This is a genomic window from Pseudoalteromonas sp. c7(2019) (assembly GCF_011378625.1).
Taxonomy (GTDB): domain Bacteria; phylum Pseudomonadota; class Gammaproteobacteria; order Enterobacterales; family Alteromonadaceae; genus Pseudoalteromonas; species Pseudoalteromonas arctica.
The window spans coordinates 166007-182024 of the sequence record NZ_WTKS01000008.1 but is presented as its reverse complement, the minus strand read 5'-3'; the positions used below and the strand labels follow the sequence as shown (position 1 = coordinate 182024).

Annotated in this window: 13 protein-coding genes and 1 tRNA gene; 3 read left to right on the top strand and 11 right to left on the bottom strand. The window is 34.6% G+C overall.

Annotated features, from left to right (window positions below; genetic code table 11):
- Window positions 1–5: 5 nt before the first annotated feature.
- From pseB to GQR38_RS11005, 11 genes are all read right to left on the bottom strand, one after another.
- Window positions 6–1019 carry a UDP-N-acetylglucosamine 4,6-dehydratase (inverting) gene (gene pseB, locus GQR38_RS11055; protein ID WP_024589834.1) on the bottom strand — a complete coding sequence of 338 codons (1014 nt, stop codon included), beginning with the start codon at window positions 1017–1019 and terminating at the stop codon, window positions 6–8.
- Window positions 1020–1095: 76 nt separating this feature from the next.
- The gene (locus GQR38_RS11050; protein ID WP_165721194.1) at window positions 1096–1851 is read right to left on the bottom strand and encodes a glycosyltransferase; all 756 of its coding nucleotides are present in this window, start codon (window positions 1849–1851) and stop codon (window positions 1096–1098) included.
- Window positions 1851–3110, bottom strand: coding sequence for an FAD-dependent oxidoreductase (locus GQR38_RS11045; protein WP_101162756.1), 1260 nt, complete (start codon window positions 3108–3110; stop codon window positions 1851–1853). The genes GQR38_RS11050 and GQR38_RS11045 overlap by 1 nt, the downstream gene beginning before the upstream one ends.
- A complete protein-coding gene (locus GQR38_RS11040) occupies window positions 3107–3892 on the bottom strand; it encodes a glycosyltransferase family A protein (RefSeq protein ID WP_024589837.1) in 786 nt (261 codons plus the stop codon). Before GQR38_RS11040 ends, GQR38_RS11045 begins: the two co-directional genes overlap by 4 nt.
- Before the next feature lies 1 nt (window position 3893).
- Window positions 3894–4964 (bottom strand): EpsG family protein, encoded by a 1071-nt coding sequence (locus GQR38_RS11035; protein WP_024589838.1) that lies wholly within the window; start codon window positions 4962–4964, stop codon window positions 3894–3896.
- A gap of 61 nt (window positions 4965–5025) precedes the next feature.
- A complete protein-coding gene (locus GQR38_RS11030; RefSeq protein ID WP_024589839.1) occupies window positions 5026–5898 on the bottom strand; it encodes a hypothetical protein in 873 nt (290 codons plus the stop codon).
- Window positions 5899–7107, bottom strand: coding sequence for an oligosaccharide flippase family protein (locus tag GQR38_RS11025; RefSeq protein WP_165721195.1), 1209 nt, complete (start codon window positions 7105–7107; stop codon window positions 5899–5901).
- Window positions 7108–7181: 74 nt separating this feature from the next.
- Window positions 7182–8102, bottom strand: a complete 921-nt coding sequence (locus GQR38_RS11020) for a Wzz/FepE/Etk N-terminal domain-containing protein (RefSeq protein WP_101163222.1) — start codon at window positions 8100–8102, stop codon at window positions 7182–7184.
- Between the two features lie 7 nt (window positions 8103–8109).
- Window positions 8110–10788: an SLBB domain-containing protein gene (locus tag GQR38_RS11015; RefSeq protein ID WP_165721196.1), complete on the bottom strand. Its 2679-nt coding sequence runs from the start codon at window positions 10786–10788 to the stop codon at window positions 8110–8112.
- A 122-nt stretch (window positions 10789–10910) separates the two neighbouring features.
- Window positions 10911–11693: a DUF481 domain-containing protein gene (locus GQR38_RS11010; RefSeq protein ID WP_024593750.1), complete on the bottom strand. Its 783-nt coding sequence runs from the start codon at window positions 11691–11693 to the stop codon at window positions 10911–10913.
- 185 nt (window positions 11694–11878) lie between these two features.
- Entirely contained in the window at window positions 11879–12697 is an 819-nt protein-coding gene (locus tag GQR38_RS11005) for a mechanosensitive ion channel domain-containing protein (protein ID WP_007582322.1), read from the bottom strand.
- Window positions 12698–12981: 284 nt separating this feature from the next.
- Between GQR38_RS11005 and GQR38_RS11000 the strand changes: the two genes are divergently transcribed.
- The 3 genes from GQR38_RS11000 to GQR38_RS10990 all read left to right on the top strand — a co-directional run bounded on the left by GQR38_RS11000 (window position 12982) and on the right by GQR38_RS10990 (window position 15993).
- Window positions 12982–13057 (top strand) — tRNA-His (locus GQR38_RS11000).
- Between the two features lie 476 nt (window positions 13058–13533).
- Window positions 13534–14859 carry a surface lipoprotein assembly modifier gene (locus tag GQR38_RS10995; protein WP_165721197.1) on the top strand — a complete coding sequence of 442 codons (1326 nt, stop codon included), beginning with the start codon at window positions 13534–13536 and terminating at the stop codon, window positions 14857–14859.
- Between the two features lie 12 nt (window positions 14860–14871).
- Window positions 14872–15993 (top strand): FecR domain-containing protein, encoded by a 1122-nt coding sequence (locus tag GQR38_RS10990; RefSeq protein WP_007582324.1) that lies wholly within the window; start codon window positions 14872–14874, stop codon window positions 15991–15993.
- Window positions 15994–16018: the final 25 nt, after the last annotated feature.

The following is a 16018-nucleotide window of genomic DNA, read 5'->3' as shown; positions in this document are numbered from 1 at the left end:
TATCTCTATACTTCAAACGATGGGTCAACATGTTCAACAATAAGCTCACGCAAGCCTTCAATTGTTTCCCACTCAGTGTTTGTTCCTGAGTTGTATTTAAAACCAAATGGTACTTTTTCAGCTTTATGGTGAGCAAGGTATTCTTCTTCGGTATATGTATACGATACAGAGGGTAAAATTGCGTAGTATGGACCCAAATCAATCGTATTTAACGAGTCAGTATCTGTAATCATTTCTTCATGTAGTTTTTCACCTGGGCGAATACCTACATCACGCGTTTCACATTCAGGTGCTACGGCTTCTGCAATGTCTAAAATTTTGTATGACGGGATTTTAGGGATGAATATCTCACCACCAAGATGGTTACCCAAGGCAAACATAACTAGATTAACGCCGTCTTGAAGCGATATATTAAAACGAGTCATTTCATTGTGTGTGATTGGTAAAATACCTTCTTTTCGTTTTTCTAAAAAGAAAGGAATAACAGAGCCACGAGAACCCATTACATTACCATAACGAACAACGCTGAATTTAATGTCTTTCGAGCCGCGAATATTATTAGCAGCAGCAAATAATTTGTCTGATGCAAGTTTAGTGGCACCGTATAAATTAATTGGTGCACATGCTTTATCTGTCGATAGCGCTACAACATCTTTTACACCACACGCTAATGCGGCATGAATAACATTTTCAGCACCATCTATGTTTGTACGAATACATTCTGTTGGATTGTATTCAGCGGTATCAACCTGCTTAATAGCTGCTGCGTGAATAATGACATCTACACCTTCACACGCTTGCGTTAAACGTTCTTTGTCGCGAACATCACCAATAAAAAAACGTAATTGCGGGTAATCGTATGCTGGGTACTTTTGTTTTATTACAGACTGCTTTAATTCATCGCGCGAATAGATGATTATTTTTTTTACATCTGGGTAACGCGCTAAAATAGTTTCTATAAACTTCTTACCAAATGACCCAGTGCCACCCGTGATTAAAACTGTTTTATTGTTTAACATAACTTTTCCAATATGAGACTATTTTAAGAGCTATTACTAAAGCGTAATTTCACCTAAAAAATAATTTTACGATAGATCATGCTCGCTTTCTGCTAGCAAAATATAAATAATTTAATATAAATAATGAGCTTTGAAATATATTCAACCTCATATGGTAACGAAGTATATGCCAATGCCAAGTCAGTGATTTAAGCTTATTAGCCGATATGGAACCAGCTCTAACTCTGTATTTTGCCAAGACTTCAGGTACTCCTAACGAGTAAAAATCCTGCCCACTAGATAAAATCTCGAGCCACATTACATAGTCTTCGTGTTTTATCTCTTTTTGTTTAGGTAATACAACTTTAGAGCGATCAATTATACCTGTTAAATTACCAATAAAGTTACTCTTTAAAAGAGTTTTAAAATTAACGCTATTTTTTATACTTACTCGAGTTAATACACTGCCAAATTCATCAATTCTTTCATATGAAGAGTGGGAACAGACAGTATTTTCACCCGCTTTACATAGGGCTATTACTTGTTTTTCTAACTTAGTACTATACCAAAGGTCGTCACTATCTAAGAAGGCAATAAAACGCCCTTCGGCTTTCTCTATCGCAATATTTCGGCTATTTGCTACACCTAAGTTTACTTCATTATTTATTAAAGTAACTCTAGGATCTGAAAACTCAGTGACCACTGCTAGAGTGTTGTCTGTTGAGCAATCATTAACAATGATTAGTTCCCAGTGTGTATATGTTTGAGCCATCACAGATTCGATACTTTCTTTGATAAAAGCCTCGCAGTTATAAGCTGGCATTATAATACTAACTAGGTGCTCTTTAAACATTAGCTAATTTCACTTGCTAGGTTTATTGCGTCAAGCATTGAGTCCTCGATAGAACAGTATTTCCAGTCTCCATAACGACCTATGGAATGAATATTTTTTTGAGACAAAATTTCTAATATTTTTTGTTTTGAAGAATTCGATTTGTCACTAACATGTACGTACGCAGGATCCATCACAATGGAACAATGAGAAATCAATTTGTGGTCATCAATAATACCCACAGCCTTCAAATTATCTATCGTTAATTGTAGTTGTGTCTCTATATCAACGTCATCTTCGGGTGAGTAACCAACCTCTACATACATACTTAGCTTATCACTACCCAAAATATTATCGTAAAAGCCAACTCTGTAGAAGTTGATATTTTTATCTGGGAAATATAACCAATGCGTATCCTGGTTCGGTGATTTTTTATCAAAACCTAAGTTAAATACTAGTACTTTATTATAGCTAAAATCATCAGCTAGCAGGTTTACTCTATCTACATCTAATTGCTTAGAAAACATTTTCAAAGGCGAACTATTTATCAAATAATCAAATGCTATTGTTCTTTTATTTGTAACAACGAGCTTTTCTTCATAGCAAATTTTTTGTACAGTTTCGTTTAGTGAAATTTTCGTTGTTGGGACTGACTCAGCTAAAGCATCAACAAAAATCCTTGCCCCTTCTTTTGGATAAAGAAAACTTGAGTTGTAGCTTTCAACTGACTGCTTTTTGAAAGATTTGATAACCTGATCTAAGTTAGCATAAGGGAAAAATCGCCCCATGGCATTAACATCTAGTGTATTCAAATCACAAGCATATAGCTTTTCATTATAAGGTTTCAAAAAGTAGTCAGTTATAGCCTTACCAAATTTCGAATAAAGCATATCTAAAAAAGAATTATAGCTTTCTTTGTCTGAACGGAAATAAAGATCATACAAACATTCTTGAAATTTATCTTTTTTAAGCTGATGTATATTAGACTGAAAAGGAAAGTCTATAAGCTCATCATCAAAGAAAATTTTTGTGACTTTAGTTCTTTCAACAAGTTTACTATCATCAATCTTGTTTTTAAAAAAGTTTTTTAGTTGATCAGTTGCAAAGTGAAAAAAGTGACCTGCATAATCCCAAACAAAACCATCTTGGTAAATAGTTCGACAATAACCACCTAACTCAGGCTCTTTCTCTATAATTAGGTAATCCTCTGAATTTACAAAGTTAGCGAAGGCTAGCCCTGAAACACCGCCACCCAAAATTAAATATTTCACTTTAGTCATTTACTTTGTTCCTTAGAATAACTCAATGTACCTTTAACCATAAGCCTTAGACACTGTATAAAACTAAATACATTTTTGTACTCTGAATATTTCTTGATTGAGAAAGCTAAATCATATAAAAGTCCTGAAATGCCAAACAGACGGTAAAATGCAGCACCTTTTGAAAACAACAATTGCTCATTATAATCTGTACCAGAACTTTCTGGTGGATGAATAACTATAGGTAATGGGATATAAACACACTTAAGGCCATTATCTAGTGCATCTTTCAAAAAAATAATCTCATCATGAACACGATATTTACTACCTAAGCCAAATTCTAGATCCAGTTTCAAACCACTTTTAATAATCGATTCTCTTTTAAACGTAATCTCAATAGATGCGCATTTTAGAATGCTCATCTTAGTGTGATAATACTCTTCGTTAGAGTAATTTGGTTTAAAAGGCTTACCTTCTGTTGTTTGTATCTGAAAAGTTATAATGTCAGCGTCTGGATACTTAATATAAGCATCTTTGACTATGCTCTCATAGTTTTCTAAATAACTAACATCGTCATCAGCAATGATGCAGATATCACCGCTTGCATTCTCAATAGCGAGATTTCTACTTTTTGAGGAGCCTCTTTCTTTTTTTGATATCATAGTAATATCATCTAAAGTTTCGGTACCTTCGAAATCTGATTGGTTGATTAATAATAACGGTGAAACTATGCATTTATTTTTCCAATCGATATCACCGATACACGATTTAGCCATAGTTGCCATTAAAATTTGAATATTCATTTTAACTCCACGAGTAAATAACCTCTGCTTTTGACATAATATAGAACTCCCAAATTAAAAAGAAAGAACCATAAAGAAGTATAAATAAGAATAGCTTTCCTCTATTTTTCACATACTCAAATAACATAGCAATGATTAAAAATTCAGAAATCAGGAAAAGCCGACTTGAACGTGATGCAAGCCTTAAATCAAAACTTAAAAGCATGTATAAACATGAACCAGTAAGAAAGCTCAAAATTAAGATTTTGCGGTATGTGTTAAGTTTATCAAACTCGGGGACAATCAACAAAACTAATATAGAGATAACCCATATCTTAAGAAATTCAGGCGTTAACCAGCCACCCTGAACATTAGCATTTTCAATATAAAATTGTACTTTCATTAAAACTGGGTTTGGATCTAATCCGATTAAGTATGTTAGGAGGTTACTAAAGACCCCCGCAAGATAAAAAATTGAAAATAAAGAAATTAATATTAAATATCTCTTCTTTGTTAAATTAAAAAAACTGGCCAAAATTAAAAAAACAAAACTAAATATAGCAACGCTATGAAACATTAATGCTATAAAGTTAAGAAAAATGTATAGCATCTTTCTATCAACAATAAATCTCAGCGAGTATAAGAAGATCAGCATTGCTAATGCTTGCCTTATTTGCCCATATGGTCCTCTAAAATAATAAAGAAAGAAAAACATTAATACTGCTATTGATGCATATCTTAAGTCTCTATTTACAATAGAATATAAAAAACAACATATAATCAATGAGTAAATAGTATTAAATAAGAGAAAGTTCCCATTGATTGATTTAACCGCTAATATTAAAAACTGAAAACCTGGCTCTATCCACCCACCAATTCCAATATCATTAACATTATTAAAAATATTTTCATATAACTCTAAATCCCAGCCTTTATCACGGGAAATCAAAAGCACTAATAAAAATAAAATAGATAACAACGCACTTGAGCTTTTAAAACTAACTTTTCCCAAAATATCACTGTAAGCAATAAGTAAAATGAGCAGTAGCGCAATGAGTAGCAACCCATAATTAGCGATTGTATAATAATTCACTTAAACGCCTTAAATGATAGATTGTTAAAAGGTTCACACATCAACATTGCTCAAAAATAACTCACTTGGAAACTTTTAAATAAGACACATTATCGTACTTCATATAGTGCGCGACACTCGAACCATGATGTAAAACTTGAACTTGTGAGTAACTCTTTGAAAGTGCATTTATTAAAATCTCTGCAGGCACTTTATTCTCAACAACCTCAAAACCGAGTGCCCCTTCAAGCCCTAAGCTATTTTTGATATTCGGGTGTAATTTAACTAACTTTTTATCATAAACTCTATCTGCAATATCGATGAAACGACTATCAAAACTCCAGTCACTTATATATATAAAACACTTATTCCCCTCACCGACACTTGCTGGATCAAAGTTATAAATTTTATTTAAATAAGCTACGTTTTCTTCGCAGTAACTCTTCATACTTTTAGTGATTTTTAAGATAGAAAAGTTTTTCTTTTTTATTTTAATTCGCTCTGCATACTCTTTTGGTTCAAATACATAAACCCCATTACAGAACCAACTTCCTCCAAATACAGTACTTATACCTAACACATCAAAAATTTTAGTTTTATAGCTAGGTACATATATGTCATTTCTATATGTACCAATTCCTTCTTCGTAAACATAAATCTGCTTTGTTCTGGATATAAGTTTGAAGTAAGCGAGGTATAAGGCTAACCTAGTACCTATGTCACCATCGATATAAGTTTTTGTCGGTTTTAAACGACTTCCTTTAACAAATGACATGAATCGATTTTTTACAAACAGTACTTTTTTCCAATCACCTGCAGATTTAATATTATTAAAAACAGCTTCTGCATCATGAAACATATCAATAATTATTAAACAACTACCTTCTTTTTTAGAACCGGCAATTATACTAGAAACCGTGATTTGCATGGGTTTTGAGGCAATATAAAGTTCCATTTATTGTTTGACCTTACTTATATTTTTAAATGTACAAAAATACATTATGCATATTTGTAATATTGATGAAAAAAACAATGAGTAAACCAACAAGTCCATTGAATATAATGAGAATATGCAAGATATCCCTATATGTATCAAAGCGACAAAAATGCTAACCGATGAGATTAACTTATTTCTTGCTTGATAAAACAAAAGGTTTACCAGAATGAAGTATGGGATCATTAAAGAGTATCCTAACACTAGAACAGCAACCCACTGACCTAGGTTTGTATACTCATCACCAAAAATATAAACAAATAATGAGTCTGGAATTAAGTAAACAAAAATAGGAAACAAAGGCACAATTAGGAATGACTTTAAAACAAGTTGCTTTACCTCTATTGTGTTAAGGGCCCTATTTTTCATTTTCGCATAAAAATGAGGTACTAAAGCTCTATTTAGTGCCAGTAAAAGCAGGTAAAAAATACTTGCAATTTGAATTGCTAAAAAGTATTCCGCAAGAGCACTTTTGGAAAAAGAGTCATTGATGATAAACCTTTCGACATGTCCTCTAATCACACCTGATAGAGCATGTAGTAAGAGAGGTAAACCAAAAGAAAATAAATATAAAATATGCTTTTTATTTATTTTCTTATTGATTCTATTCGTATACGTTTTTAACGTAAAAAATAGCCAGAGAGAAGGAATAAACCAAGAAAGTGCCCCGGCATAAACTCTGGTCTGTGATGTTGCTTGCGTAAACTCGAATAAAATAATAATACTAAATAGCAAAGTCACACCACTAATCACTTGTGCTAAAAAGTATTTATGTACTTGCCTAGAAGCTTGAGCTATAGAGAAGTTAAGCATAAGTAACACATAGCAAAATGATGCTAAAGCCGATATTGCTATGTGGTTTTCACCTAATAACAAGGAGATTGTAATAATTACTAAACATAGTGCTGCACTTATAGTTACAGCAATACGTCTGAGTATACTGATCGACCTGAAACCATACCTGTGATAATAGCGGGCAATTGCACCATCCATTGACAATAGTATAACTACAGAGGCTATTGCGATAATTGACTGATACAAAGAAAAATTAGCTAACTCATTTACTCCCATTTTTTTAGCCATATAAGGAAGTAAAAAAACAGGTATACCTTTACTTATTACTTCTCCTAAAAGGTATAAATATGACTCTTTTAAGATTATTTTTGACAAATTTTTGATCTCTGATTAAATGCTAAAAAGCGACATATAGAAAAGAAAAAGTAATATTCAAGGTTTAACACTAGTTACTTTTGTCGTTTATATATAAAAAACACTAAAAGACTGAATACAGCTATAAAAAAACCTAAAATTGCACCCATAATACTTAAAATGGCTCTTTTAGGTGAAAACTTAACTTCATCAACAATTGCAGGATCGATAGTTTTAAACACATACTCATCCCTTACCTCTGCAAGCATTTGATTTTGCACTTGCCCTTCAATCATATCGAACATGATTTTTCTTATATCTACATTCTTAGTTTCTTTAAGTTTACTTTGTAAAAAAACTACACTTTTATTGGCTTCTTCAATATCGATCATTCGTAATTTATTGTTTATAGAGTTAATAAGGCTATCTAAGATTCTTTTAGCTATATATGGTGAATAATGTTTTATAGATACACGAATAAAACCAGTGTCTTCATCTTCCGAAATAGACAAGTTTTCCTTTATTAAGTAGCGGTATGCTTCTAAGTCGCTAGGTGTTTTTGTTTTAGGGTAACTGACCTCACGCACCCAGATGTTATTTTCTATATCATAAACTTCAGAATCATAAATAAGTTCGTTTTTCTCAGCATTCCAGCCCTCAACACCTATTAGTAAGGGCTTTAGCTCATTAATATTGATAAAATCACTAATAAACGTCCTACTTTTCAGTGTTTCGATTGCTATATCACGTTTACTACCACTTCCAGCTTGTAAATTTATTCCGGCGATGGAAGCCAGTCCTCCAAATGTGGAGGATAATCCACTTAAAGTTGAGTCCTGTCCCTGTTCAACGACACTGATCAATGCCTCAGAACGATAAATATTTGGCAAAGACAGTGAGAATAAAACGGCTATTACAGAAAATAAAGCTGTAATACCTACAATTAATATACGCCCTTTCCATAATATAGAAATTAAAGTTCGGAAATCCACCTCTATGTAATCTTGATTATTCATTTTTCACCTAAAGACTTCCAATTGCTGCTACAGCTACACCTAGCTGATAAAGAATCTGCGTTGCTGTACTCCAAAGCGTTAGCTTATCCATATGCCCTGCATCCATTGGGATTACTATTGTGTCCCCTGGTTCTAACTGGTCAGCATTATTTGCTGCAAACCAGCCACCTGTATTTGGTATTTTCACTGAACCATTAGCTTTAATAATGTAAATTCGATCTTCAGCGGCACGCTCTTTGAGCCCGCCACTTAGCGCTATATAATCATCAACACTTACACCTGTTTTATAAAGATGCGATGTTGAGTAGTTAACTTCACCAATTACACTAATTGAATCGCGCTTGCTTGGTACATATAGTGTATCGCCATCTTGTAATACTAAATTTTGTTGATTATTTACAATTAACGGTAAGTCAATTACTAAACGGCCTACGGCTTCAACACTAGCGAGGTCGTTTAACAGCTTGTTCATCTCTTCATATGAAAGCGTACTACTGCTTACGGAGTTCTGAAAGCTTTTTGAAGCTATATCACGACGAAGCTCTGTAGATAAACGCGCTAGTTGCTTTTGCTCTTGCTCTTTTATCGATGCACGCGTAAATACAGCTGCTTTTTGCTCTGCAAATTTTGAAAAGCCACCCGCACGTTCAAGTAGTTCAGTAAGCGTTTCACCACGGCGTATTGTATAAGTGCCCGGGAATCTAAGCTCGCCTTTTAATTCTACTTTTACATTTTCTTGCCAGTTTGGAATTGCAAAAACATTGATGCTGTCTTTGCTTTGTAACGTAATATTACTTTGAAGATCGCCCTTCATGGCGCTTTCAAGGTCAAATCTTAAGTGTTCTATTTTAGAACCATCGCTGGCTACAATACGTGTAATTTCAGCTTGTTTTACGTAGGCAGACTCTAACAGGCCACCGGCTGCTGTTATTAAATCACTTACCTCACCACCAATCATTAGTGGATAAATACCAGGGAAAGTAACGTTCCCGCTAATCTCAACTAATTGCATAGCTTGCTGCACTGATGCTTGCTGCTTAAATTTAGCAATAATTGGCGCTAGTAAGTTATGGCGGCTAAATAATGCGTAATCTTCAGGTTTGAGTTCTTGGTCTTCTTCTTCTTTTGCTTTACGTTTAGAAATTTCAGCAATTGTTAGTATTTTATTGTCTTCAAGAACAAGCTCTTCGTCTTCTTGATTAACGCCAATATATTTTTCGAATTCTTTTTGCTCAAACTTATGCCATTGCTCTGCTTTTTGTTGCTGCTCTTGTTGCTCTTGGCTAAGAGCCATATTTGCTAGAGCTGATTGTTCTGCTTCTTTTTCTTCAAAACGGCTGAATACAACTATTTTGTCATTTGCTTGAAGCTGTATATTATTTTCAGAGTTTTTAATAATAGCTTGAGCAACATCGAACTGATGTGCTTCTATATCGCCGTTTATATTTATTTCGCGGATTACGAGTCCGTAGCTTAAATCTGCTTGCGGTAGTAAGTCACCACGTACTGATTTAAGTACATCAGAAATACGCTTACCTTGGTGCCATTGATAATTACCTGGGCGTGCTACCGCACCAATTAGACTAACCGAATTTTGATATTGCGAGCTAACTGAATTAAAGCGAATACGGTCGCCATCTTGTGGAATATAGTTAATTTGCGATTTTGAAAAATCTACCGATAGCACTTCTTTACGATCGAAGTTAAAGCGCTCTACAATTGCGCTTTTGGCATATGCATTTGGTTTAAGGCCTCCGGCCATTGCTAATAACTGCTTAGCAGACTCACCTTTTTTAAGTTCAAAGATAGCTGGGCGTTTAACCGCACCTTCAACTCTTACTTGAGCGCCAACTGATGGAATAAATACAGCATCGCCCGGCTTTAATACGATATCGTTACTGCTATCGCCATTAATAAGTAAGTCGTAAAGGTCAAAGTTTGCAACCACGTTGCCTGCGCGTTTAACTTGAATATTACGAAGAGAGGCAATGTCAGACACGCCACCACTTACAAATAATGCGTGCGAAACGGTTGTTAACGAAGAAACACTGTAGCTACCCGGCTTATACGCTTCTCCTAGCACTAAAATACGCATGCTACGAAGTTGGCCAAGCGATATAAAGGCTTTTACACCAATAACTTCCTGCTCTACTTTTACTTTTATTAGTTCTTTAATTTCAGCAAAGGTTAAACCAGCCACTTCTACAGGGCTCAGATCAGGAATACTAATACGTCCTTCACGGTCAACTATGACTTCAAAACTGTCACTTTCTTTACCATAAAAGTTAATTTTTAATTGATCGCCGGGGCCTACAATATAAGTATCGGGTACTGCGGCATTTTCGCTTGGCATAAATGTAGTGGGTTCACCTGCAAACAACTCATAACCATATGGTTTTAATTCGTCTGCTTTTGGTTTGAAGCGTTCTTCATCTGTTAGCTTTTCTTTTTCTGGCTCTGCGCGCTCGCCAATACTGTTTTGTTGTTCTGTATTATTTTGATTATTGGATTGGTTTGTACCGGTGATCGTTGAAACATCAACACCATACTGCTTAGCAAGCGCCTCTTGCTGAGCTTTTGGCAGCTTTTTAAATTGCTCAATTTGAGATGCTGTTGGCGTAAAAGCCAAAGTACTAAAACTACAAAGTAGAATAAAAGCACTAATAAATTGTGTAAAAACTTTCACGAGTAGGTATATCCCTAGGTCTACAACCAAAATTGGTGGCTATAATACCTTAATTTTGAGCAAATAAAAAAGGGACTTTCGTCCCTTTTGTCACTTTAGTGTCATTAACTTAGTTACATTGGTTAAAAACTGTAAACCAGAGTAAATGATGTTTCTGTGTCAGTGCTTTCTTTGTCGTCAGCAACATCTGAGTTGTTAGTGACATTAAAAGCGACTTTCATTTGTAATGAGCCGTTTATTTTTGCAAGCAATGCAGTTTCTGAACGAGTTTTAGTGTTTGTATCACCATACTCTACAGCAACTAATTGAGTAAAACGTGCACTCTCAGAAATTTGCCAGTTGTAATCTAATTTACCTAAGGCAATTACTTCGCCTTCAAACTCGCCAGCAAGAGAGTTACCGTTATCATCAATTTCAGAGCTGTCATCTGGGTATTCAAAATATTTATAACCAGGACCAACTTCGGCACTTAACCACATTGTTTTTTCGTTTAATAAACGTAAACCGTAACCTGCAGAAATTACTGACTCACTTCTATATGCTCCAAAATAATCTGAAACGTGTGAACCATAAATGAATAGATGAGAATGATCTTCATTTAATTTGTAATTACCTTGCGCTGAAATCGAGTACTTTTCATTAGTGCGCTGCTTATTTTTGTCGCCATTAGCATCTTCAACTTCATCTTCTTTATAGATGCCGTCTAGTTTGTATTCGTTGTTCCAGTTTTCAAGGTTGTGCTGTACTTTAATACCACCTTTGAGTGTGGTCGTTTCTGTATTACCACTTGTGATAATAGCACCAAGTTCACTGGTAACTTCCCACGTTTTTTGATCTGCGTCTGCAGCGAATGCATTTGTTGCAGCAGATGCTGCAACTAAAACTGATAAAAGCTTTAATTTCATTAAAAAATAACCTTTGTATAAATGTATATCTATTTTATTAAAGCGTTACTTGTTAGAGCAAGCAAAACAGCTAAGTAATAATGTAAAAAATTTCATGCAGCAAATACTGCATGAAATTTTATTTCTAATAGCCGCTTTATCACTACAACAATTAAAGATAACTTTAATTAAATAACTATTTAAAATTAGTCTTGCTTGTGTAAATGAACATCCATTTGTGGAAATGGGATTGCAATATTTGCATCATCTAATGCAATTTTAATATTTTCCATTAATGACCAGTAAGTAGGCCAGTAATCAGCAGCGTTAACCCAAGGGCGAACAACAAAGTTTACGCTAGAATCACCTAGCTCAGATACAGCTACTGTATAAGCTGGGTCTTTAAGTATGCGTGTTTCTGCATCTAATACAGATTTTAATACTTCTTTTGCTTGACGTAAATCTGCATCGTAACTAACACCAATAACTAAATCGATACGACGAGTAGACTCACGCGAGAAGTTAGTAATAGCGCCTGACATTATTTGAGAGTTTGGTACGATGATTACTTTATTATCTGGAGTACGAAGTTCAGTTGAGAATATTTCGATTTTCTTAACAGTACCCATTTTATTACCTGCTTCAACAAAGTCACCAGACTTGAATGGGCGAAGTAAAATAATAAGTACGCCTGATGCGAAGTTAGATAATGAACCTTGTAATGCTAAGCCAACAGCTAAGCCTGCAGCACCTAAAATAGCAATGAACGAAGTTGTTTCAATACCAATTTGCGAAAGTGCCATTAAAATAGTAACAGCAAATACAAGTGTGTACACAATGCTTGAAACAAACGACCCTACAGCTTTATCTACTTTCTTTTTAGCAAAACCTTTTTCAGTTAAGTTAGAACAAAACTTAGCGATACGACTACCAAGTAAAAAGATAACAAGCGCAACAACAGCTTGTATACCGTAGTGTAAGATTAGGCCTGAGTTATCGTTAAGCCAATTAAGTACTGAATCCATATTTACTCCAAATGTTTTTTATTAAGCGTTTTCCGAGCATTATTATACATTAATTTACAATTTATTCTCATAGAATAATGAATTAATACTATTAAATTCGCCTGTATTCGATTTTTCGCGAAGGTTATGCGACAAATATGTTACCTAATCCCCGTAAATACTAGCTGTCCAACACTGATTAAATTTGTTTATTTAAATTATTTTAATTTATTTCACTTTTAGACTTCACAACATTTATTATTTTATGTATTATGCGCGCCACACCAAACAAGGTGTGTGTAGTGGCGGTTGTAGCTCAGTTGGTAGAGCCCCGGATTGTGATTCCGGTTGTCGCGGGTTCAAGCCCCGTCAATCGCCCCACTTTTTCTCCTAGTAATACCCTTATTTATATTTTAATAATTCCCCTAAATTATATTTTTTAATATTCTATACAGCATACCCAAGCTTTGTTACCCAAATTAATATTTTAAGCTAAATTAGTTTATCAGCAACCTCTCCCCTTTAATTAGTTTAACTTGAAGATTTATTAGCAAGTATTTAGCCTGCAATTAAATAACATTTATTTAACCAATGTGATTGCATTGGCTGTACTTAAGTACAAAAAGTGCTAGATTTCTAGTACTAATACCAACCTGCATAAATATTTGAGCAACTTAACGAATTAAATTTCACTAAAACGTTGTTGAAATTTTTTATTTAGAACAACTAGATACAAAAATTTTCGCCTAGTTCTAGCGTGATTTTCTTAACGTTAAATAGACCTCACATATAAGCAGATTGGTATAACATCACTTTATTACAAAACATCAAACTTCCTATGGGATATAAAATTAAGCATGATTAAACAGCTTTTAAGAAATTTACTATGTAGTTATTTGGCCTTAATAAGTTTTAGCTCATTGGCTCAAAGCAATGATGAATATGATAATCTATTGATTGAACTGCAAAAATTAGTTTCTGAAAAGAAATATACTCAGGCTTACGAAAAAAGTAACAGTGAATTTCAATACTTAGGTGAGCCTGTTTATGATTTTTTACTTGGAGTTTCTGCGCTTAAAACAGGAAATGCGGCACCTGCTGTATTTGCTTTTGAACGCGTGGTTGAAAACAACCCTAGATGGTATGAAGCTCGCTTGTACTTAGTTCGTGCTTATTTAACCGTTAATAATTTACCTGCTGCCGATACCCAAGCTTTAATACTGATTAACTCACCTAATACACCTAATAACATAAAGTCTTCGGCACAGTCGTTACTTGATACAACCACACTTAAAAAGCAAGAAGCTGGACGTTCTTATAAGCAAAATATTGAGCTTGCCCTTGGCGTTGATGGCAACGTAAATGCGGGTACGGCAGAAAATACGATTATAATCCCTAATATTGGTGAATTTTTATTATCGCCAGAAAGTAAAAGTACGCAAGACAACTATGCGCGACTAAATTACAGAGGAAAGTACTCTCACCCTATAGATCAGAAAAGTTTAATCACTTTGAGTGTTAATACCGGGTGGTACAAGTTTGCAGAACTCAGCCAATACGATCGTATAAATGCGCATATTAATGCTGCCTATCAATATAAACAAAATGACATAAGTTGGTTTGCACAAGTATCGACGACTCCATTAATGCTTGATGGCGATCTTTATCGTACTGAATCAGCTTTAACAGCAGGTGCTAGTTATAAGCTGAATAAACAAGTTAATTTATTTAGCTCTGCGACTGCGGGTGTTTTAAATAATAGATTTGATGAAAAGCTCAATAATTCGTTTTATGCAATAAACGCAGGAGCTAGCTATGCAACTAAGCAATGGTTTCAAAGTTTAAGTGTTAACGCTAAAAATGAAGAAGCCGATATTACTGAAGGTGAATTTAATAGCCGTAATATTACGAGTTTGTACTACCAAGTGAACACTCAACTAGCTCAACATTGGCAGTTGTTATCTCTTGCTGGATACCAATGGATTAATTATAAAGATGATCACCCTTTATTTTTACAAGAACGTGCCGATAACCTCTTTATGCTCTCAACCACTGTTCGCTATTTAGTTAATCGTGATTTAGCAATACAGTTGGCTGCCAACTATCAAGATAAATCCAGTAATATTTCTTTATTCGAATATGACCGTTTAGATATCAATTTAAGCGCTTCTTACTCATTTTAATTTAAGGTATTTATGAAACATTTACTCCCTGTAATTACCACTTTACTTTGTGTAAGTTTTTATACACAAGCAAATGATCCTGCTGGTAAAACTATTTTAGCGCGAGGCTCTGTACTAGCGGTTGATGGAAGCTCTGAACAACAACGGCAGTTGCAGCGCAGAGATACCGTTTTTGGTGTAGATCGCATTACGACCGGAGAGAAAAGCAAAGCGCAATTTTCAATGTCGGATGGTGGTTTAATCGCTTTAAAAGAAAATTCAGAACTAAATATTGCTAACTACGAATTTGATGATAATACCCAACAAGGTTCTGCTTCTATTGAGTTACTTAAAGGTGGTTTACGCTCTATTTCGGGTGTGATTAAAAAAAATGGCGGCTCTTATAATGTAAAAACCCCCGTTGGCTCTATTGGTATACGGGGAACACATTTTGAAGTTCAGCTCGTTGAAGGCAATGTGTTTTTAGCTGTATGGGATGGCGCAATAGATTTAACTTTAGAAAATAATAGCGTGGTTTCTTTGGGTGATAACGAGGCATTTTCGTTTGCACAAATTACAGCCTCTGGTGAAGTATTAAAAACGACGCGTGCCGCACGTGTGTTTGATCAAAATATAGTAACGATCGACCCTAAAGATGACAACGAAGAAGAGACTGAACAAGCATCTGTAACTGAAGTTGAAGTAAATGCTTTTGAAGCAGATACAGATACTATGGATATATATTCTGAACAACAATTTCAAACAGTTAGCAGCGCATCTTTAGTCGATCAAATAGCTCAGCGCCAAGGTGTATTTAACTATGAAGCATCAAGCTTTAATGTAAATTCGAGTGTGGGTGCTGTTACTGACTTTGCTATGACTATGGCTGTTGATTTTGATAATGGCACAGTGCCTGATGGCGAAATTAGTTTTAATGACGCGGGCGGAAATTGGTATGCGGCTTACAGCGGTTTAATAAATTTAAGCGAACTTGACTTAGCCGTTACATTTGCATCCCATGGCAACAATAAAGCCGAGGGCGATGTTGATGCAATATTTTTGAATGACTTAGACAATATTACTGGCAACTTTAATCTTAACGAAATAAATAATCCTGATGTAAATGCTAGCGGTTCTTTTAAATTAGAACCATAAACACATTGGATACAAAGCTTTTATT

What these genes read in the sequence shown, in the direction of transcription:
- pseB (WP_024589834.1), bottom strand. Translation starts at nt 1,019, where the DNA reads ATGTTAAACAATAAAACAGTTTTAATCACGGGTGGCACTGGGTCATTT.
- GQR38_RS11050 (WP_165721194.1), bottom strand. Translation starts at nt 1,851, where the DNA reads ATGTTTAAAGAGCACCTAGTTAGTATTATAATGCCAGCTTATAACTGC.
- GQR38_RS11045 (WP_101162756.1), bottom strand. Translation starts at nt 3,110, where the DNA reads ATGACTAAAGTGAAATATTTAATTTTGGGTGGCGGTGTTTCAGGGCTA.
- GQR38_RS11040 (WP_024589837.1), bottom strand. Translation starts at nt 3,892, where the DNA reads ATGAATATTCAAATTTTAATGGCAACTATGGCTAAATCGTGTATCGGT.
- GQR38_RS11030 (WP_024589839.1), bottom strand. Translation starts at nt 5,898, where the DNA reads ATGGAACTTTATATTGCCTCAAAACCCATGCAAATCACGGTTTCTAGT.
- GQR38_RS11020 (WP_101163222.1), bottom strand. Translation starts at nt 8,102, where the DNA reads ATGAATAATCAAGATTACATAGAGGTGGATTTCCGAACTTTAATTTCT.
- GQR38_RS11010 (WP_024593750.1), bottom strand. Translation starts at nt 11,693, where the DNA reads ATGAAATTAAAGCTTTTATCAGTTTTAGTTGCAGCATCTGCTGCAACA.
- GQR38_RS11005 (WP_007582322.1), bottom strand. Translation starts at nt 12,697, where the DNA reads ATGGATTCAGTACTTAATTGGCTTAACGATAACTCAGGCCTAATCTTA.
- GQR38_RS10995 (WP_165721197.1), top strand. Translation starts at nt 13,534, where the DNA reads ATGATTAAACAGCTTTTAAGAAATTTACTATGTAGTTATTTGGCCTTA.
- GQR38_RS10990 (WP_007582324.1), top strand. Translation starts at nt 14,872, where the DNA reads ATGAAACATTTACTCCCTGTAATTACCACTTTACTTTGTGTAAGTTTT.